Origin of the sequence: Caballeronia sp. INML1 (genome assembly GCF_023631085.1) — a bacterium.
In the GTDB taxonomy this organism is placed as follows: Bacteria; Pseudomonadota; Gammaproteobacteria; order Burkholderiales; family Burkholderiaceae; genus Caballeronia; species Caballeronia turbans.
On sequence record NZ_JALQDT010000069.1, the window covers coordinates 64,477 to 82,375 of the forward strand.

The 17,899-nt window shown below is 63.1% G+C and carries 23 protein-coding genes; 11 read left to right on the top strand and 12 right to left on the bottom strand.

Annotated features, from left to right (window positions below):
* Nucleotides 1–19: 19 nt before the first annotated feature.
* The gene (locus NCR38_RS28685; RefSeq protein WP_250478023.1) at nucleotides 20–1,228 is read right to left on the bottom strand and encodes an AI-2E family transporter; all 1,209 of its coding nucleotides are present in this window, start codon (nucleotides 1,226–1,228) and stop codon (nucleotides 20–22) included.
* A gap of 264 nt (nucleotides 1,229–1,492) precedes the next feature.
* Here NCR38_RS28685 and NCR38_RS28690 point away from each other — a divergent pair, with 264 nt between their 5' ends.
* Nucleotides 1,493–2,440: a universal stress protein gene (locus tag NCR38_RS28690; protein ID WP_250478024.1), complete on the top strand. Its 948-nt coding sequence runs from the start codon at nucleotides 1,493–1,495 to the stop codon at nucleotides 2,438–2,440.
* A gap of 14 nt (nucleotides 2,441–2,454) precedes the next feature.
* On the opposite strand, the gene NCR38_RS28695 is transcribed toward NCR38_RS28690, so the two are convergent.
* The gene (locus NCR38_RS28695; RefSeq protein ID WP_250478025.1) at nucleotides 2,455–4,746 is read right to left on the bottom strand and encodes a heavy metal translocating P-type ATPase; all 2,292 of its coding nucleotides are present in this window, start codon (nucleotides 4,744–4,746) and stop codon (nucleotides 2,455–2,457) included.
* A gap of 350 nt (nucleotides 4,747–5,096) precedes the next feature.
* Between NCR38_RS28695 and NCR38_RS28700 the strand changes: the two genes are divergently transcribed.
* The 4 genes from NCR38_RS28700 to NCR38_RS28715 all read left to right on the top strand — a co-directional run bounded on the left by NCR38_RS28700 (nucleotide 5,097) and on the right by NCR38_RS28715 (nucleotide 7,675).
* Nucleotides 5,097–5,759, top strand: a complete 663-nt coding sequence (locus NCR38_RS28700; protein ID WP_061120934.1) for a nitroreductase family protein — start codon at nucleotides 5,097–5,099, stop codon at nucleotides 5,757–5,759.
* Nucleotides 5,760–5,779: 20 nt separating this feature from the next.
* The gene (locus NCR38_RS28705; RefSeq protein WP_061120907.1) at nucleotides 5,780–6,379 is read left to right on the top strand and encodes a hemerythrin domain-containing protein; all 600 of its coding nucleotides are present in this window, start codon (nucleotides 5,780–5,782) and stop codon (nucleotides 6,377–6,379) included.
* Nucleotides 6,380–6,492: 113 nt separating this feature from the next.
* Nucleotides 6,493–6,792: a c-type cytochrome gene (locus NCR38_RS28710; RefSeq protein WP_061120933.1), complete on the top strand. Its 300-nt coding sequence runs from the start codon at nucleotides 6,493–6,495 to the stop codon at nucleotides 6,790–6,792.
* Nucleotides 6,793–6,835: 43 nt separating this feature from the next.
* Nucleotides 6,836–7,675 carry a universal stress protein gene (locus tag NCR38_RS28715; protein ID WP_061120906.1) on the top strand — a complete coding sequence of 280 codons (840 nt, stop codon included), beginning with the start codon at nucleotides 6,836–6,838 and terminating at the stop codon, nucleotides 7,673–7,675.
* A 19-nt stretch (nucleotides 7,676–7,694) separates the two neighbouring features.
* Here the strand turns inward: NCR38_RS28715 and NCR38_RS28720 are convergent, their stop codons facing one another.
* The 5 genes from NCR38_RS28720 to NCR38_RS28740 form a co-directional block, all read right to left on the bottom strand.
* A complete protein-coding gene (locus NCR38_RS28720; RefSeq protein ID WP_143756424.1) occupies nucleotides 7,695–7,967 on the bottom strand; it encodes a hypothetical protein in 273 nt (90 codons plus the stop codon).
* A 62-nt stretch (nucleotides 7,968–8,029) separates the two neighbouring features.
* Nucleotides 8,030–8,722 carry a CBS domain-containing protein gene (locus NCR38_RS28725; protein ID WP_061120932.1) on the bottom strand — a complete coding sequence of 231 codons (693 nt, stop codon included), beginning with the start codon at nucleotides 8,720–8,722 and terminating at the stop codon, nucleotides 8,030–8,032.
* 125 nt (nucleotides 8,723–8,847) lie between these two features.
* The gene (locus NCR38_RS28730; RefSeq protein ID WP_250478026.1) at nucleotides 8,848–9,825 is read right to left on the bottom strand and encodes a universal stress protein; all 978 of its coding nucleotides are present in this window, start codon (nucleotides 9,823–9,825) and stop codon (nucleotides 8,848–8,850) included.
* A 264-nt stretch (nucleotides 9,826–10,089) separates the two neighbouring features.
* Nucleotides 10,090–10,329 (bottom strand): hypothetical protein, encoded by a 240-nt coding sequence (locus NCR38_RS28735; protein WP_061120903.1) that lies wholly within the window; start codon nucleotides 10,327–10,329, stop codon nucleotides 10,090–10,092.
* Between the two features lie 86 nt (nucleotides 10,330–10,415).
* Complete coding sequence (locus NCR38_RS28740) at nucleotides 10,416–10,691, bottom strand: hypothetical protein (RefSeq protein WP_143756423.1); 276 nt, start codon at nucleotides 10,689–10,691, stop codon at nucleotides 10,416–10,418.
* A gap of 36 nt (nucleotides 10,692–10,727) precedes the next feature.
* On the opposite strand from NCR38_RS28740, the gene NCR38_RS28745 reads away from it, so the two are divergent.
* The 4 genes from NCR38_RS28745 to fnr all read left to right on the top strand — a co-directional run bounded on the left by NCR38_RS28745 (nucleotide 10,728) and on the right by fnr (nucleotide 14,293).
* Entirely contained in the window at nucleotides 10,728–11,225 is a 498-nt protein-coding gene (locus NCR38_RS28745) for a universal stress protein (RefSeq protein ID WP_061120901.1), read from the top strand.
* Nucleotides 11,226–11,315: 90 nt separating this feature from the next.
* Complete coding sequence (locus tag NCR38_RS28750) at nucleotides 11,316–12,674, top strand: PAS domain-containing sensor histidine kinase (RefSeq protein ID WP_086961483.1); 1,359 nt, start codon at nucleotides 11,316–11,318, stop codon at nucleotides 12,672–12,674.
* A complete protein-coding gene (locus NCR38_RS28755; RefSeq protein WP_061120900.1) occupies nucleotides 12,671–13,324 on the top strand; it encodes a response regulator transcription factor in 654 nt (217 codons plus the stop codon). The genes NCR38_RS28750 and NCR38_RS28755 overlap by 4 nt, the downstream gene beginning before the upstream one ends.
* A gap of 189 nt (nucleotides 13,325–13,513) precedes the next feature.
* A complete protein-coding gene (fnr, locus tag NCR38_RS28760; RefSeq protein ID WP_061120899.1) occupies nucleotides 13,514–14,293 on the top strand; it encodes a fumarate/nitrate reduction transcriptional regulator Fnr in 780 nt (259 codons plus the stop codon).
* 54 nt (nucleotides 14,294–14,347) lie between these two features.
* On the opposite strand, the gene NCR38_RS28765 is transcribed toward fnr, so the two are convergent.
* Nucleotides 14,348–14,665: a DUF1488 domain-containing protein gene (locus NCR38_RS28765; RefSeq protein WP_061120898.1), complete on the bottom strand. Its 318-nt coding sequence runs from the start codon at nucleotides 14,663–14,665 to the stop codon at nucleotides 14,348–14,350.
* A gap of 136 nt (nucleotides 14,666–14,801) precedes the next feature.
* Between NCR38_RS28765 and NCR38_RS28770 the strand changes: the two genes are divergently transcribed.
* A complete protein-coding gene (locus NCR38_RS28770) occupies nucleotides 14,802–15,188 on the top strand; it encodes a c-type cytochrome (RefSeq protein ID WP_311765936.1) in 387 nt (128 codons plus the stop codon).
* 20 nt (nucleotides 15,189–15,208) lie between these two features.
* Nucleotides 15,209–15,661: a DUF3564 family protein gene (locus tag NCR38_RS28775; RefSeq protein ID WP_061120896.1), complete on the top strand. Its 453-nt coding sequence runs from the start codon at nucleotides 15,209–15,211 to the stop codon at nucleotides 15,659–15,661.
* A 10-nt stretch (nucleotides 15,662–15,671) separates the two neighbouring features.
* On the opposite strand, the gene NCR38_RS28780 is transcribed toward NCR38_RS28775, so the two are convergent.
* The 4 genes from NCR38_RS28780 to NCR38_RS28795 all read right to left on the bottom strand — a co-directional run bounded on the left by NCR38_RS28780 (nucleotide 15,672) and on the right by NCR38_RS28795 (nucleotide 17,812).
* Nucleotides 15,672–16,097 (bottom strand): hypothetical protein, encoded by a 426-nt coding sequence (locus tag NCR38_RS28780; protein WP_250478027.1) that lies wholly within the window; start codon nucleotides 16,095–16,097, stop codon nucleotides 15,672–15,674.
* A gap of 16 nt (nucleotides 16,098–16,113) precedes the next feature.
* Nucleotides 16,114–16,569 (bottom strand): hypothetical protein, encoded by a 456-nt coding sequence (locus NCR38_RS28785; RefSeq protein WP_250478028.1) that lies wholly within the window; start codon nucleotides 16,567–16,569, stop codon nucleotides 16,114–16,116.
* A 124-nt stretch (nucleotides 16,570–16,693) separates the two neighbouring features.
* The gene (locus NCR38_RS28790) at nucleotides 16,694–17,134 is read right to left on the bottom strand and encodes a universal stress protein (protein ID WP_061120895.1); all 441 of its coding nucleotides are present in this window, start codon (nucleotides 17,132–17,134) and stop codon (nucleotides 16,694–16,696) included.
* Between the two features lie 27 nt (nucleotides 17,135–17,161).
* A complete protein-coding gene (locus NCR38_RS28795; RefSeq protein ID WP_250478029.1) occupies nucleotides 17,162–17,812 on the bottom strand; it encodes an NAD(P)H-dependent oxidoreductase in 651 nt (216 codons plus the stop codon).
* Nucleotides 17,813–17,899: the final 87 nt, after the last annotated feature.

Here is a 17,899-nt window from a genome sequence, read left to right on the forward strand (position 1 = left end):
GTTGTCACGGTGAACCAGACTACCGCCGTCGAGCCAGACTCGTTTGATAAGGATCAATTGCAGCGCGCGCCGAGTCGCGACGTCGTCGCGCTCCTCGGCGCATCATCGCGCGCGCGGCGCTCGTCGGACGATGACGGTCAAGGCGTAACGAGCGGCCAGACATAGACTTCGTGAAGGCGAGTTTGCTCCGGGTCTCGGTCTTCGGTGCAGGGTGTATTCGTTCATCCCATAGCATGCGCAGCATCTCCGCCACGAGCGGGCCCGCGAACAGGCCAATGAGTCCGAACGCGGCAACGCCTCCGATGATACTGAGCAACGCCAGGGCGAACGGCATGCGCACCGCATTGCCGATGACCACCATGCGGATGACATTGTCGACCGAGCTGACCACCAGCGCGCCCCAAAGCAGCAGACCGATGCCGCCCCACAGATTTGATTCCATGAGCAGCGCGACGCCGGTGGGCAGCCAAACGAAGAGCGCGCCGAACGGCACGAGCGCCGCGAATGCCGTCAGCAACGCAAGCAATAGCGGCTCATCGACGCCTGCCGCCCAGTAACCTATGCCGGCACACGCCGCTTGCCCGATTGCAGTGAGGGGAACCCCGATTAGCACCGCGCGCGTCACGCTGCGAAGTACCGCGACGTAGGCTTCGAGCCTTGGACCTATAAGCGGTTCCAGTAACCGACGTACCTTCGCAATCAGCGATTCACCATGCCGATAAGTGAAATAGAGCGCAATGAAAGTAAAGCCGAAGTGCAGCACATTGCGGCCTGCCAGGCGGCCCGCCTTCGACAGGGCGCTCAACCATCCGTCGCCTGGAAATGCGACATCTTTCCTCAAGGCTGGCGCGTCGCGTATCAGCTCGGATAGTCTCGCGCCGACGACCGGAACATCCGCGACAACTGAGGCAAGCCGCTTCGGCTCCCCGCCGCTCCACGCGACGAATCGATTAGCGACTTCGACGACCTCGCGGGTCAACGGCACTCCAATGGCAATCGTCGATCCGACGATGACCAGCGCGACCGAGACGGTCATCATCAGCGCGCTCAACGACGCGCCGCCGCGCATGCCCTTACGCATGAATATGTACAAGGGCCACGTTGCATAGGCAAGAAGGAATGCCCACAAGACCGGGCCGATGAATGGGCGGACCAGCAGTGCTCCCAACGCGAGGATCACGATTGGGGCAAACCACGATGCATTCGACGCATCCGTTCGCTTTTTCATTTCGCTATTGCCGCTATATCGCCGCTATCGGAGCGGAGCGTCGGGTTGAGTGTCAGCGCCGATATGAACCTGACGCGCCGCTTAGCAGAAATCTGACGCAAGACGGTGCAGGCGAACCGGCCAGTTGGTCCGCCTTCCATCCATCATGATGCGATCGCAAGCTGCGCCGATCTGATCTAGATCAACCTCCCCGACGCGGGCGCAATCAAGATGGTGCTATCGCATACAGAAGGGCACGCCGAGACGACTGCCCGATATACGAACATGGAACCCACTGAAGATAAGGCCGAGGCCTATCGGCCGCGACGAGTACTGATCGCCCTCGACACGTCGCCTGCATCGGAGAACGCGCTTCGCTACGCTTGCAGCTTCGTCTCACCCGGCACGTTCGTGCGTCTTGTCAGCGTGGTCGATAACCCGTATGTACCGCTGCCGCTTCCGGACAGAATCCCGCTTTCACTCGACTCGGTCCGCCGCGATCTGATCGAAAGCGGCCGCGAAATGCTGCGTCACGCCCAGGCGCAATTCGCCGGGCATGGACTTCATGCCGATACCGAGCTTGTCGAATTATCGAAGCAAGGTGGGGACGTCGTGCATGCGATCGCTGAAGTAGCGACGAAGTGGAATGCGGATCTGCTGGTCATCGGTGCGCGTCAGCATCACGGATTGCTGCGCTGGATCGAAGGCAACGTAGCCGAGCCGCTGACCGCCAATGTCAAGCTGCCTCTCCTGATCGTTCCGGAGTCTTTCGCAGCGACGGATGAGAAAGGTCCGCGGCGCATTCTCTTCGCTGTCGACGGCAGCACCGAGGTCGTTCCGGCGCTTCGCGTGGGCGCGAAGTTCGCGACATCGGAAACTTGCATAAAAACGATCTACGTCATCGACAAAGCCGCGCGGTTCGACAATCCTCTGCCCTTTGCCTTGTTCGAAGAAGCATTCATGGCAGAAGGCAAGTCGGCCATGACGATCGCGCGACGCGTGCTCGATCACGTTCCCGGACACAAAACCGCTGAGATCGTGAGCACCAGCCAGTGCAGGGACGATATCGCTCATACAATCGTGCGCGAGGCGAACGCGTGGCGTGCCGACCTGCTCGTCATGGGCACGCATGGCCGGCGCGGAGCCGCGCGCTGGGTGCTCGGCAGCGTTGCGCGCCGCGTGGTGGGCATCACGTGCACACCGCTATTGCTCGTCAACTCCGCATTCGGCTAAGTGCTGCACGTTGCTCAGGCGCTGTCATCGAGTGCATGAAAAAGCTCGTCCTCCTGCGCGCAGTGCAGGCGGACGACGGCATCGAGGACGTACAGCAGTCGCTGCAACTCTCGTACGCACCGTTCGTCCGGTCCGTCTGCCGGAAGATCGGCCGCTATGCGCCGTAACACGTGAACAGTGCGAAAGATCTCCGCGTGAGTGCCGGCCATCGCCGCCATGGGGTCTTCACCGCCGAGCCGCCTGGCGAGGTCTGGATACAGACGGATATCGTCCTCCTTCTCGTGCGCCAGCAGAACACGCACCAGGAGTTCGTTGATTCTTTCCAGCTCCGCCGAGACTGCTTGCCTCGGAAGCCCAGGCAAACCTTCAGCGAGACGCCTGATTTCACCCAATACCGGTTCGAGTCCGAGGTGGGCGGCTCGCAGGCGCTCCGCATCGCCTCGCGGCAGCGCATGCTGGCGCGACCTGGACTTCATGTGCAGGACACGAAGCGCGTTTGCGATCACGGCGATGTCTATCACTTCCTGCAACACAGCGCCGTACGGTGGACTCAGGTAACCGAGCGCTGCCACGATCATGGCAGCGATCGACAATCCCATGCCCGCCGCCGCACTTTGTACGGCGATGTGCTGGCATCGTCTGGCGATTTCCAGGCCCTCCACGAGGCGGTCGAGCCGATCGGTCAGCAGCACGATGTCAGCAGCCTGCGCGGAGGCCGCGGCACCCCGCGCGCCCATTGCTACGCCGATATCGGCGGCCGCGAGCGCGGGCGCATCGTTGACGCCGTCGCCGACCATGACGACCACACCCTCCGCGCGGGCAGAACGGATCAAAGAGAGCTTGTCGCCGGGCGTCTGTTCGGCATGGACTTCGTCGACGCCCAGACTCGCGCCGATGCAGTCCGCGACATCCTTCCGGTCGCCCGTCAGCATGGCGATTCGCCTGATGCCTGCGCGTCTGAGCAAGCGCAATGCACGGGGCGTATCCAGCCGGATGGGATCGGCGAGCCTGAGTGCGCCGACCATCACGCCGTCCACGTCCACAAAGACGGCCGAACCGCCTTCATGACCGAGATGGCGCAGGACCGCAGCGCTCCACGGCGCAGCTTGCGCCCGGGCGACTGCATGCGCGAATGAACCGATGACCACGACCTTGCCATCGACTGTGCCGATCACGCCCGCTCCTGGACACTCGGTGACCTGCGACGGCGCAACGAGCGAGAGGCCGCGCTCGCGTGCCGCCACCGTGAGCGCTTCTGCCACGACATGTGCCGACGCCTGCGCCAGCGAAGCGGCCAGTTGCAAAACGAGTTCGGGTTCGATGCCGGGACTGCTCTCGATCGAGACGAGCCGGGCGCGTCCGCTCGTCAGCGTGCCAGTCTTGTCGAAGAAAAGGATCTGTGCTCGCGCCAGACGTTCAATGGCGTCGCCGCTCTTGACCAGTACGCCGCGCCTGGCGCAAGCGGACATACCCGAAACGATCGCAATGGGCACGGCGAGTAACAGCGGGCAAGGCGTCGCGACGACCAGAACGGCCAGCGCGCGGATCACGTCGCCGGTCAAGATCCAGCATGCGCCCGCGACGACGATCGTGAGCGGAACGAAGAATATCGCGTATCGATCCGCGAGACGCGCGGTCGGACTGCGCGCCTGTTGCGCCGCTTCGACCATACGGATGATGCCGGAGAACGTGCTGTCACGCGCCGCCGCTGTCGCGATCATTTCGAACGGCGCGCCCGCGTTCAACACGCCGCTTTGAATGAGCTCGCCGGCGCCTCGCGGCCGTATGGCCGCCTCGCCGGTAAGCGCCGACTCATCGAGTTCCGCTTCCTGTTTGAGCGTGCCGTCTACCGGCACCCGCTCTCCGGCCCGGACGAGCAAGCGGTCTCCCGTGCGAATCGCCTCCGGATCGACCTGACGCCATTCTCCCGCTTCGTACCGGTGCCCATAGTTCGGCGCAAGCGTGAGCAACGCCGTCATCTCGGCGCCCGCACGCGCCTGCCCGAACGCTTCGAGCGCCCTTCCGCCTGCCACCATCAGCGAGATGACTGCCGCGGTGAAATATTCGCCGGTAAGAGCAGCGACGCCCATCGAGAGCAGCGCGAGGACATCGACGCCCGCCTCGCGCCGACGCAACTTTTGTGCGGTCGATAAGCACAAGATCGCGAACGATGGCGCCACGCACGCAAGCCAGAGCGCGTGCGCGATGGCGATCCGCCCCGCCGTGAACAGGCCTGCTCCGGCCGCAAGCCCGAGCGCAACGACACCGACGACGTAAAAGTGAAGTGAGGACGATCTGCTCGACATGACATTCGACGCTTGCTCTCGTCGACAGGAGGGTTCGAGTGCGGGGCTTCTCTTCAAAGAGCGGCAGGCGTGCCATCGACTCGCGTTCGATGCGCCGGGTGAGTTCACCGAGCCTCGCCGAAGTTTCGACGGGCAATGGGTCTGCATGATCGGTCCGTTGGATTCGGGCCAGCATAAGCCTGAGCGCAGGCAATTCGTTGATGTGAGTCAAGCGAGAGTGGGAGCGCGTTCGAGCGTAGCGGTACCGTCAGGCGCATGCGGACTGATCCAGATCAATCGCGATGTCACGCGAGGTGAAAGAATCAGTCAACTCCCTCTCATCGGATGCTTTCATCGGCGAGCATGCAATCATGGTCAGACCGCTCTTTCGCATCGGCGCCGTGCTGAATGCACCGGCACCGCGTCCGCTCGACACGGCGCCGAACGCCGTCATCGTTCTTCCCCGGCCGCTGCGCTTCGGCGGCATGCCCTTGCTGGATGCGCTCGCCGCGCGCCGGACCTCACGGGAATTCTCGGATGAAGCCATCAATCTCGATGTGCTCGGCGAGTTGCTGTGGGCCGCCAATGGCATCAACCGCGACGCGGAGGGCGGCCGTACGGCGCCGTCCGCGCTCGGCGGCTATGAGATCGATATCTACGTGCTGCTTGCCACGGGCTCGTATCGGTATGACCCGGACGCACACCGGCTCGTGCTCGCCGCGCCGTTCGATCTGCGCGCAACGACGGGATACCAAGACTTCCTCTCGAATGCGCCCGTCGATCTCGTCTATGTCGCCGATCTGAACCGCATGCAGGACGTGCCCGCCCGCCAGCGCGAGAGCTTCGCGTATGCAAGCGCCGGCGCGATCGTGCAGAACGTCTATCTGTATTGCGCTTCGGTGGGGCTGGCCGTGGGTGCTCGTGGCTGGATGAACCGCACGGCGCTCGCGGCCAATCTGAAGCTGCCGGTCGGGTCGAGCCCCTTGCTGGCGCAGACGGTCGGACACTTCGCGCACGCTCATCGAAGCCCATGAATGGTCGCACTGGAGCCACTATGAACGACACAACCGAACGCGCCGCACTACACGTGATCCGTCTCGATCACAAGCGGCTTGCCTCCGTCACCGAGACCATGCTCGACTTCGTCCGCATGCTCGGCGAGGGCGGCTCTCCGCCCGATCCCATCGTGCTGCGCGCAATGCTTTACTACATCCGCGAGTATCCGGAACAGTTCCATCACCCGATGGAAGACCGCTTCCTCTTCGCTGCGCTAAGAAGCCGCACGGACGACTTCGACGACGTGCTGGACGAACTGCAATGCGAGCATATCGAAGGCGACGTGCGCCTGCGCAATCTCGAGCACGCGCTCACCCGTTTCGAGTTGAAGGGCGAAGCCGTGCTGCTTGGTCTGCGCACGCTGATGGAGCAATACGTCGACTTTTGCGCGAACCACAGGCGCGTCGAGGAGACGGTCATCATTCCTGCCGCCGAACGTTTTCTGACTGAAGCCGACTGGGCATGCCTCGATGCGGCCGTCGAGCGTCGTCTGGACCCGTTCGGCGAGGCGACTTTCGAAGGCGAGAGCCTGGCGAGCCTCTATCGTCTGATCGCCAATGCGGTGCCCGCTGTCGCTGAAGCACATCAGAACGCGTGAGCACGATGTTCGAGCCTGCGATCGCGTCATTGCGTGAGCCAGAGGCGGATCGGCGCCGCCCGGTTCGGCACGCCCGCTCTCACGTGACCCGGACGCTCGGCGCGTTCGTATGCGTGAGTGTGTGCGGCCCCTGCCTCGCGTTCACGACGCCGGAACCTTTCGGGCTCGTCGACGCGCAGCGCTGCATGTTTTGCCATAAGGTCGACACGGCTTTCCGCGCGCCCTCGTTCCAGCAGATTGCCGACCGCTACCGCGACGTGCCCGGCGCAAGCGACATGCTGGAAAAAAAACTGCGCCAGGGCGGCGAGGCGCACTGGGGAAACATGGCGATGCCCTCCGCAGCCGGGCGAGGCGGCGGCCCCCTTTCGAGGGAAGACGCACACAAGCTCGTTCAGTGGGTGCTGAGCCAATGAAGCGGACGACATCATGACCCGCACAGCAGATTGTGAGGCTCTCATGACCTTCAAGACGATCGTCGTGCAACTCGATACGGGCACGCACGCGAAGCACCGGCTCGACGCCGCAGTCGCGCTCGCCGAACGCTTCGATGCCCATCTGTACGGCGTGTACTCCGAATTCACGCTCGATCCGCGCTTCTACTACCAGGCGGATCGCCAGCACCGCTACGAGGTGCCGCTTGCGGATCTATGCCGCGAGCGGCGCGAGCGCGCCGAGCACATGTTCCGCGTGCGCCTCGCGTCGACCAAAGTGGAGCACGACTGGCGGGCAAGCGAAATGACCGGAGGATCTTCGGTCATCGATCATGCGCGCTGCGCCGATCTCACCATCGTGGGACAACATGATCCGGACGAGCCCGACGCCTATCTCGCCGACCGCTTTCCCGAAAGCACGATCATGGGTGCGGGCGGCCCGGTACTGGTTTGGCCCTGCAAGAACTCGCCGAGCCCGCTCGGTGCGACGGCGGTCATCGCATGGGACGGCAGCCGGGAAGCCGCGCGCGCCGCTTACGATGCACTGCCGTTGCTCTCAAGGGCGAGGCGCGTGGACATCGTATCTATCCGCACTGACCGAGACCCGCCGCTCGGCGACGGGCGCGCCGCGTCGGACCTTGCGCGAAGCCTGATCCGGCACGCGGTTCGCGCGAACGTCATCGAACTCTCCGTCCCGCGGGGCGCACATGTCGAGGAGGCATTGACCTCCTATCTGAAATCGCAGAGCGCGCGACTGCTCGTCATGGGCGCATTTCACCATGGCCGCGTGCGCGAAACACTCCTTGGCGGCTTCACGCGGGCCGTGCTCCGCGAAGCCGAGCTTCCGGTCCTGATGTCGTACTGACCGGACGGACCCGTCGCCTTCAACGAAGCAGATCGGCAAGCGTCAAGTGAATGGGCGCGTTGCTCGGACCCAGCTCGCCGAGCTTGCGGGCCGCGACGAACAGAAAGTGCTCCGGGTCGGCCATGAAGAGATTCTTCATGCTTGCTTCGTCGAGATGCCTGACCTGCAACAACTCGCGAAACACGTCGCCCTCGACGCGGAAGGTCTGCGGTCTTCCGTCCAGACTGCCGGTGAATTGGACGCAGCCGCCCTCGCAACATACCGGTGCGTCGAGCGTTAATTCCTGAATCATGGATGCACTCCTCGGCTCGTAGCCAATCGCACGGCGCGCGATGACGCCGTGCCCACGCAAGCTCAGATGCCCGGCATGATCGGGTACGGGATGGTGTGATCCTCCACCCGCTTGACGCCCGGAATGCTCTCCGACGCGATGCGCATGGCATCCAGTTGATCGCTCGACCAGACAGTGCCCCACAGATGCACCACGCCATCGCGCACGACGATATTGCGCCCCGGGAACGCCCAGCCGCGTCCGGCGAGCTCGCCCATGAGCATTGCGCGGATTTCCGCATCGCTCGTCGCGGGAGCCCGCGGCTCAACGAACGCGGAAGCCAGCGCCTGCACGAGATTCGAACGGCTCACGATGCCCACGACGCGCCCTTCGCGCAACACAGGCACGCGCTTGATGTGATGGCTTTCGAGCACCGAAGCAATCTCGGTGAGCGATGCGTCCTCGCTGACACAGATGGGGTCGCGACTCATGATCTCGCCCACCTTGCGCGCGTGCGACCTGATGTAGTCTTCCGCGCCGCTATCCGAGCCCAGCATCTCGAGCCACCAGGACCGGCGAGACGGCGTCTTCTCGGTATCGATCTCCTCGCGATGGAGCAGGTCGCCCTCGCTGATCATGCCGACGACATGCTGTTCCTGATCGACGACAGGTGCGGCGCTGATACGGTGCTTCGTCAGCAACATCGCCAGTTCGTGCACCGTCGTATCGGGCGTCACGGAAACGACAGAGGTAGTCATTACGTCGCGTGCTTGCATCTTCATCTCCAGGCGGCTAAGTGATCGGAACATGAGGGAAAGTCGTCTTTCGACACATCCATCACGCACTTTCTCGCGTGCGTGGTTCACGATACCGCGCGCGCTCTGCACGCCGTTGACATGCATCAACTGCTTGCAACTCGATCGTGCTGGTCGCGAACCAGCATCGAGGGAATCTTCGCGAGGCTCGCCACCCGGTTGGCGACGCTGCCAACGAACGCTCGCATCACGCCACGTCTGCCGTGCGTTCCCAGCACGATGAGATCGGCGTTCCAGCGTTCGGCTTCGCGCAGCAGCGCATGAGAGACATCGTCGGCGCTGATGTCCGTGCTGATCAGATCGACCGACACGTGCGAGCGTGTGACGTTGGGCGCAGATGCCAGCCCCCCTGCCGCCGCTGCGATCGCCGACTCGCCTTCCTTGACGAACGCGTCCTCGAGCGCGGTCACGGGTACGAAATCGCTGTAACGTACCGCGCGATCGACGACATAGACCACACGTATCCGCGTGTCAGGCGTCGCAAGCGCGGCACCGAGGTTCACCGCCGCGAGCGACGTCGGACTGCCATCGACCGCGAACAGAATCCGATGAATGCCAGCGTCGCGCGCGGCGTCGTAACCCGCAGGCACCGCGATCATCGCGCAAGGTGCAAGCTGGCTCAGCCTGTCTGTCACGGACGGATCGAGCCACCTCACGAGACCGTGATGTTGCCGGGTACCCAGGATCATGAGATCCGCGTGCTCTGCCTGTGCGGCTCTTGCGAGCGCATGCGCAACATCGCCGCCCTCTTTCGCGAGATCGATCACCCGTGCTCGCACGGAGGCGGTCGCGCCCGCGAGCGCACTGCTCGACTCGGCAATCGCGCATTTCGCATCTTCCACCAGCTCTTTGTGCGCAGCGCCGAAATCAAGCCCGGCGAGCGCCGCGTGGGGTGCGAGCAGATGCGGGTCGAGTGCCACAGCGGCAATCGTGAGTTGGGTGTCAGGCCGTAAGAAATGCCGCGCAAAAGCGGCGGCGCAGCGAGACGCGTCGGAGGAATCGACGCAAAGAACGACGCGCCTGAAGCCGCCAGCGCGCGCCGGCGTGTCCTTGTCTGCTTCCATAACTTACCTCCCGGCGCGGCCCGCGGATTCGATTCGCACCGCCTACCGCTCGCTATGACACGACGCCTGACGCAGATCAAGCCAATGCGGCGTATCGCGTTCGGCATGTTTCATTGACTCGTGTCGAATCGCCCTCGCCTGACGCGCGTACCCAGCCGGTCATGTCTAAAAGATGGCGCCTCCAATGGCGCGACAATGCAAGGCATTCAGTTGAATTCGAGGTTATCCACCGAGCGGCCACTGGCTGCATCGAATCGAATCCGGCTAGACGTTGATCGTATGGGTGGCCTTTAGACGAATCCACGCCATGCCTTCGCGCAGCCCGGCAATTACGGCTTCACGTTCGTTATCGAAGGTGCTCGCGTGCCTGAAGCGATGCATGAAGCGGCCACCCTCCACGTTGCGCTGCTCGACGCTGATCGAACATTCGACACCTCGGGGCGTTTGCTCCGTGCAGCAGGTGACGGTCCAATCGGCATCGTCTATGGATCCCTTGAGCGACATGGCGGTTCTCCCTTGGATAAAGCGAATATCAGTTGTCATGCCGCGCCCGTTTCATCGTTCCGGCGTAGAAGCATCGGGCGCTTCAATCATTCCGTTGCCTGCAGCGAGCCCGACACGCCGATGCTAAGCGCAGCGCGCAGCGCGGCCTTGAGCCAGGTCAATGAATGACGCATCTGTTTTCGCGATGCCATCGTTTGATTTGAGTCAACGGAGATCTGCTCCACGATCCGCAGAATCTCCCCATGCAGGCCAGCGCGCAGCGGAAGCGCCGGCAACCGGATCGAACCGACGAGCAGGAAGTGGTCCTCTGGAAGGACACCGGACGGTGCTGCGCGATGACGATACCCGTGCTCATGTCCCACTGAACCGCACCTCTTTCACCTTTCGAGGAGCCCCCCATGTACACCCGCATACTCGCGCCGATCGACGGTAGCGTCACTTCCGCGCACGCCTTCGATGAAGCCATCAAAATCGCGCGAGCGAACGGCGCCGAGCTGCAGCCGCTCTATGTCGTCGATTTGCAGCCGATCGCGTATGACGCCGCCGCTACCTTCTATCCCGACATGCGCGAAGCGCTTCTCGAAGAGGGCCGGCGCCTCGGCGCGCAAGCCGTCGAGCGCATGGTGCGCGAAGGCGTGAAAGGCACGCCGCGCATCAGCGAAGTCGAGCTGACCGGCGATGACATCGCGGAACGCATCCTGCGCTGTGCCGAGGATTTCGGCGCCGACCTCGTCGTCATGGGTACGCATGGCCGGCGCGGCTGGCGGCGCCTGGTGCTGGGCAGCGTCGCCGAGCGTTTCATGCGAATTGCACATTGTCCCGTGATGCTCGTGCCGGGACGCGAGGCCGAAGAGGACGCGCAACGCCGGGAGCAAACCGCAGAAACTGCCGACTGATCCCGGCGGCGCGCGCGTCGACCCTATAATTAATTCGCACTTCCCTTACTGCGCAGCTTCACGACACGCAAGCACGGACCGCCGAAGCGTATGAGCGAAAACGAAGGTCGAAGTCCCGCGCAAGCGAACGGCCAGCACGTTCGACGAGCCTCGTCGCGCGAAGCAACCGGGCAAGCACTGCTGGCGGGAGCGACACTCTTCGGCGTGTGCTGGATCGGCGTTCAATACCTGCCTTCGATTTGTACGCTGTCTGTCGCAGCACGGGCGTGGCTGCTGGCGGCCGCCGCGATCTGCGCCCTGCTGCTTGCGAGCGCCATCCTTCTACTTTCCACGCAACGCGTCAGGCGGGCGAGCGCCGGTTCGACAACCGTGAGCCACACGCGGCTCGACGGCATCATCCGGTCTACGACGGACGCCATCATCACAGTCGATTCGACGCAACGTATTGTCCTGTTCAATCCCATGGCCGAACGCGTGTTCCGGTGCGCGGCGAGCGACGCGATCGGCGGGCCGCTGTCGCGCTTCATCCCCGAGCGTTACCGGTCGGCGCATGAGCACCAGGTCCGGCACTTCGGAAGCACGGGGGTATCGGATCGTCAGATGGGCCCGCAGCGCGTGCTATACGGCCTGCGCGCCGACGGCGAGGAGTTTCCCATCGAGGCATCGATATCGCAGGTCGAAGATGACGACGGCAAGCTGTTCACCGTGATTCTTCGCGATGTCACCGAGCGCGTGAAGGCCGAGGCCGAGCTTCAGCGTTCGCGCGAAGAATTGCGCGCGCTCTCGGCCAATCTCCAGCAAGTACGCGAGCAGGAAAAGAGCCGCGTCGCACGCGACTTGCACGATGATCTCGGGCAAACGCTGAGCGCGCTCAAAATGAATATATTCGCGCTGCACGCACAGCTTGGCGCGCACACACTGCTGAATGAAGACGTTGCCGCTCAGTTTCAGCACATGGTTGGGCTTATCGACCGCAACATCGCCTCGCTCAGACGCATCGCATCGGATCAGCGGCCCGTCATGCTGGACGACCTGGGGTTATCGGCTGCCATCGACTGGCTTGTCGATGATTTCATCCGGCGCCACGGCATCGACGTGAGGCACAATCTCGATACCGGCGATCTCGCGTTCAACGCGGATGCCGCAACCGCGGTCTTCCGTATCATCGAGGAGGCGTTTGCGAATATCGTGCGACACGCCCGCGCGAGCCGCGTCGAAGTGTCGCTCAACGCCGATGCTGCCAACTGCGTGCTGCGCGTGGGCGACGACGGCATCGGCGCCTCGTCCTTGCCGGCCGCGAACGGCAAATCGTTCGGCTTGATCGGGGTGCGTGAACGCGCGCATGCACTGGGCGGGCGCGTGTTCATCGATTCGACGCCCGAGTGCGGCTTCGTGCTGACAGTCGTCCTGCCACGCGAAGCGGTGGCGGAGAGGGAATCGCAACCATGACTACAAGAGTGCTGATTGCGGACGATCACGCGATGGTGCGCGACGGCCTGCGCCACATTCTCGGCAACGCGAGTGGTTTCGAGGTGGCCGGTGAAGCCTGCGACGCGGCGAGCACACTCGCGCTGGTGCGCTCGACGCCGGCGCAGGTGCTGGTGCTCGATCTGTCCATGCCGGGCCGCAGCGGCATCGACCTCCTCAAGCAGATCAAGGATGAAAGGCCCGCGCTACGCATTCTCGTACTCACCATGCATGCCGAACAGCAATACGCCGCCCGGGCATTCAAGGGCGGTGCGTCGGGGTATCTGACGAAGGAAAGCGCGAGCGCGGAATTACTGGCTGCCGTCACCAAGGTCGCCGCGGGCGGCGTGTACGTGAGCCTCTCGATGGCCGAGCGCCTCGCGCAAAGCCTGACCGAGCCTGCCGACGCGCTGCCCCATCAACGCTTGTCGGACCGGGAGTTCGAGGTGTTTCAGCGGCTTTGCGCGGGCGAGTCCATCAACCAGATCGGCGAGGCGCTGTCCGTGAGCGCGAAGACCATCAGCACATACAAGGCGCGCATTCTCGAGAAAATGCAGATGCCGCACGAGGCCGCCCTCGTGCGCTATGCCGTGCGCCACAAGCTTTTCGACGACGATAACGACGACGCGTAAGCGTTCGCTCGTCAGGATTTCCCTACACGCCTGCCGAAATCCCTACCGAACTTTCCGCCGCCGCCGATTTAATTTCGAGACAGCGCGGCCAATAATTCGACGCATGGAATCATCCGCCGCGCATCGAGACGCCGACTTCCCCGGCATCCGCCTCGCGCGCGCGAACCCCGGTTCGACAGGAGACACACCATGTTCCCAGTGAGCGAAGGCCGATCCATCCTCCGACAATCCGAAGCGCCGGTCCCGCGCCGCACTTTCCAGATCGCGGATAGCTCGGAAACACGCAAGGGTGCGCGCTGTTCGACCTGCTCGATGCAGCACGTGTGTATGCCGAGCGGTCTCTCGTCGGATGAATACGAGCGGCTCGACGCGATCATCTGCTCGACCCGGACCGTGCGGCGCGGTGAGACGCTCTATCGATCCGGGGATGCCTTTCAGAGCGTCTACGCCGTGCGTAGCGGCTGCTTCAAAACCGTCGTCATGCATCGTGACGGCAACGAGCAAGTCACGGGCTTTCACCTGGCAGGCGACGCGCTCGGGCTCGACGGAGTCAGCTCGGATCACCACGGGTGCGACGCGATCGCGCTCGAAGACAGCGTCGTCTGCATCATCCCCTTCGACTTGCTCGAACTGCTTTGCCGCGAGGTCAAGACGATCCAGCATCACGTGCATCGACTGATGAGCAGCGAGATCGTGCGCGAATCCAACCTCATGATGCTCCTCGGCACGATGACGGCCGAGCAACGCGTCGCGGCTTTCCTGCTCAACATCTCGACGCGCATGAAGGCGCGAGGCTATTCCCCCGCACAGTTTCTGTTGCGCATGACACGCGAGGAGATCGGCAGCTATCTGGGCCTCAAGCTGGAGACGGTGAGCCGCATGTTCTCCAAACTGCAAAAGGCCGGCGTGGTCGATGCGCGCGGCAAGGAAGTGCGGATACTGGATCAGGCAGGGCTCGAAAGGGTGTGAGCGGCGGATCTGTGTCTGCACGCCTGGCGGAATGTCGGCCGCACACTGAAACCGTCACCTGACCGGGCGCGTCCGATGCGTGCCCGCAGCAGCGCCTCCACTGCTGAACCGGAAGTATCCGCTGCGAAGCACGACCGGTCTGCAGCCGACGCTGGTCAGCAATTGTTCTGCTGCCCCTTCTATGACGGCGCGGTTCATCTCGAACGCGCGTTGGAGGTCGTCCTCGCGCGAGGACGCTGCGCCGAAATGATCCTGGAGCGCTTCCGCCGATATGGTGCATTCAATGCGCGTGTCGTCCACGAGCGCCCAGAACATGAGCGCGGGCTCATCGCCGAGATACGCGGGCGCCTGGATTGGAAAGCTGATGTTCATGATCGCGCTTCCTCGCGGATGTCGGCTCGTACACCACTCAGTGTTTGCGTTCGACCCATGACCGGCGTTGACTCAGATCAACGCCCGCGAGAGAAGCACCCGCATGATCAATGTGTGAACACTTCTCTCACCGATCATGCACACTCACCGCTTTCTCGGTCATCGCGCGCGATCCGATGGCCCGCGCGTTCACGCCCGACATGTCGCACTGGGTGCGCTTCTTGCCGCACTGCTGCTCATCGCATCGCGCGCGCTCGCCCAGCCCGAACCGAGCGCACTCATCGACCAGCAGCATTGCATGTTCTGCCACACCAACGATGCGCCTTTCCTCGCTCCATCGTTTCAGGAGATCGCCAACCGCTACCGCGACGACCCACGCGCGCACATCATGCTCGAACACAAACTGCGCGTCGGCGGTCGTGCGCATTGGGGAAACATGGCCATGCCCTCGCCCGCGGAGCGTGGCGGCCCGCTCTCGCCTGAAGACGCCCATACGTTAGTCGAGTGGGTATTGCGTCATTGACCACTTCGCAGGAGACCGTTATGCGAATCACCATCAAGCTCGACGCTTTTAATCGAGAAGCCGAATCGGCGTTTGCGGTGCTATGGCTCGATAAGGAACGCGGACGCTGGTCGCGGGAAGCGCATGACCGCATCGAGCTGCCATCATGGGGAACGTGGGAACTCACGCCGGGCGGCACCCTGCTGCGCGGTCCCGACGTTTCTGCTCCTGTCGCCATGCTCGAGGGCCTGGTGCTCGCGGCGCGGCAAGTAGTGTCCGGCACCGCGGAACTTGTGACGTGCGAGCGCGGACGAGCCGTAGTCTTTGCCTGCGGCGACTCAAACGCGCCTCGTGCCCCGAACGCAGGGTATTGGCACATCCAGTGCGTCGACAGCGAAACTACGCTTGCTGAACACGAGATCTTTTCCGACGAGCCCGACGTCCTGGGTGAAGGAAGCGCACAGACACGCGGTCCCGGCCCATTCGCAACGTGAGCCGAACGCCTCAGTTCGACGAAAAGCGCATGTGTTGAAGACAGCGCATCGCGTTGTCGAATGCCTGATGAATCGCCGCGCCGACATCCAGGTCCGAGGCGTGTTCAACTGGAATAAGATCGAAATCACGCGTCACGAGATCGAGCCGCGCATCATAGCGGCGGTCTCCAGACTGATCCCGATACGCTTCGATCGTCAGATGGCAGTTCGCGATGTCTTTCGCGGCGCGCTCGAGTCGCACGAGTTCGACACCGGCCGCGCGTTCGACGTCGTTACTACCGACAAAGCCCTGATAGGCGATTTGCATGCCGAGCCCCATGATCTTCCTCCCCCACCGAACTTTGTCCTTGCCGGTTTTGCTGATGAATCCGGCGTTCTTCGCACGTTGCGACGTCCACTCATCGTCCGCTTTCAATGCGTAACCGAATTGACTCATGTCAAGTGATGCTCGATCACGCAGCATCGTCCGCGCAGCCTTCAGCCGGCGCCAGGACGAAGCCCCGGAAATTCATCTCGATGCTGCGAATCTGACTGGCGCATTGCGCGTAGAGCCAGCCGGGGCCGCCGTCCATGCCATACATGCCGCGGCACATGCCTTTCAAGCTGATGCGCGCGCGCCCGCTGCCCGGTGCCGCCGGCGTACGCGTAGCCCACAGATACACCACGCCGGCTTCGAGCGGCCGGCCCGTTTCGATCGCAGCCGCATCCGCATGACGTATGCGAGTGGCTGAATAGCGCGCGACGTACTGGCGCGTGCGGTCCCAACGTTGCGCACATTCGTCGCTTCCCGAGCAGTCGATCGTTGCAAACTCTCGCGCCTCCACGAGGGTGGGCTCGGTCTGCCGAAACTGGTTCCAGCGTGCATCGGATGCGCAAGCCGCCAGTCCCAGAAGCAATACTGTCCCCATGCACTGCTTCCTCATTTCGTGCTCCGCATCAAAGCTTTTCATCGACGATGCCGGCCTGTCATCGATACTCGCAAACGTGAGCGACAGCATCCCGTAGCCCAGCAGGGTCTCAGCAAGCGTTGCGTCACGCCTGAGCGAGTGATCGGATCAAAAGCACCGGACAAGTCGAATGTCGCAAGAATGCTTCGGCGACGCTGCCGAGGACCAGCCGCCGAATACCGGTGTGGCCGTGCGTGCCCATGACAACCATGTCGACTTGCGTTTGCGTCGCGAAGCGCTGAAGGCATCGCGCAACCGTGTCCGTTGTGTTTTCGGTTTCCAGCAGTTGTGTCTCGCATTCGAGACCGGCCGCCTGAACGCGCTCCCGCGCGCCGTCGAGCATGCGGCGCGCGTTGCTGAACACCTCGTTGCGATGACGCACCGGATATGACGACAGCGCCGCCGCATCCGCGACGAAAACTGCGCGCACTCGCGCTTGCGAGCCCTTTCCACAACGGATCGCTTCGTCCAATGCACGTTGCGACGGTTCGCTTCCGTCGAGTGCGACCATGATGTTCCGGTACATTGATAACTCCGATTTCCTATTAACCGCTTACACGGCCCATTCGAGATTGTCGATTCGCGCCAGCGTGCGCTCGATACGATCCACGAAAATCTCGATGAAGCGCTGTTTCGCCTGTGCATCCAGCCGGGCTGTAAGGGCGCAACGCGCGACCGGCTGCTTGCCGGCGAGTTTCGTCATCTCGCGAAAAACCTTGGCATCGCCTCGCATTTGCTGCGTGCAGAAAAAGGCCACATGCGGCAGCTTGCGCCGGTGGATAGCGAGCCATGCGCGTACCGGCGCGCTGATCGTACCGGCCCATACCGGCGTCCCGACAACGACCACGTCGTAATTCGCCACATCGCGGCGCGATTCCTCGATATGCACACTTCGCGTGAACACGGCATCGGCGAGAGAGCGCAAATAGCCCAACGGCCCCGAGCGATCGACCGGTTCCGTGATGACCTCGAAGTCGGCGTGCAGCCGCTCCGCTAATGCCGCACCTATGGCACGCGTTGTGCCGCTGCGAGAAAAGCAAACTACGAGCACTTTGGACATCTGCATTCTCCGCGACTCATTCATGACATTTCGATGATGACGATCTGACGAGGCCACTGTATCCCCGTCATGGTGTTGCCGATTGACCTGAGTCAATCCAAACCGGTCCCTTCGATAAAGCGCGGCGCCGTTGACCTGAGTCAACCGCGCCGTCGAGCCGCCTCCATAAACTGGGTGCCAGTGAAGAACACGCGGGCATGTGCACTCATGCAGCGCAATTCGACTCGAGGA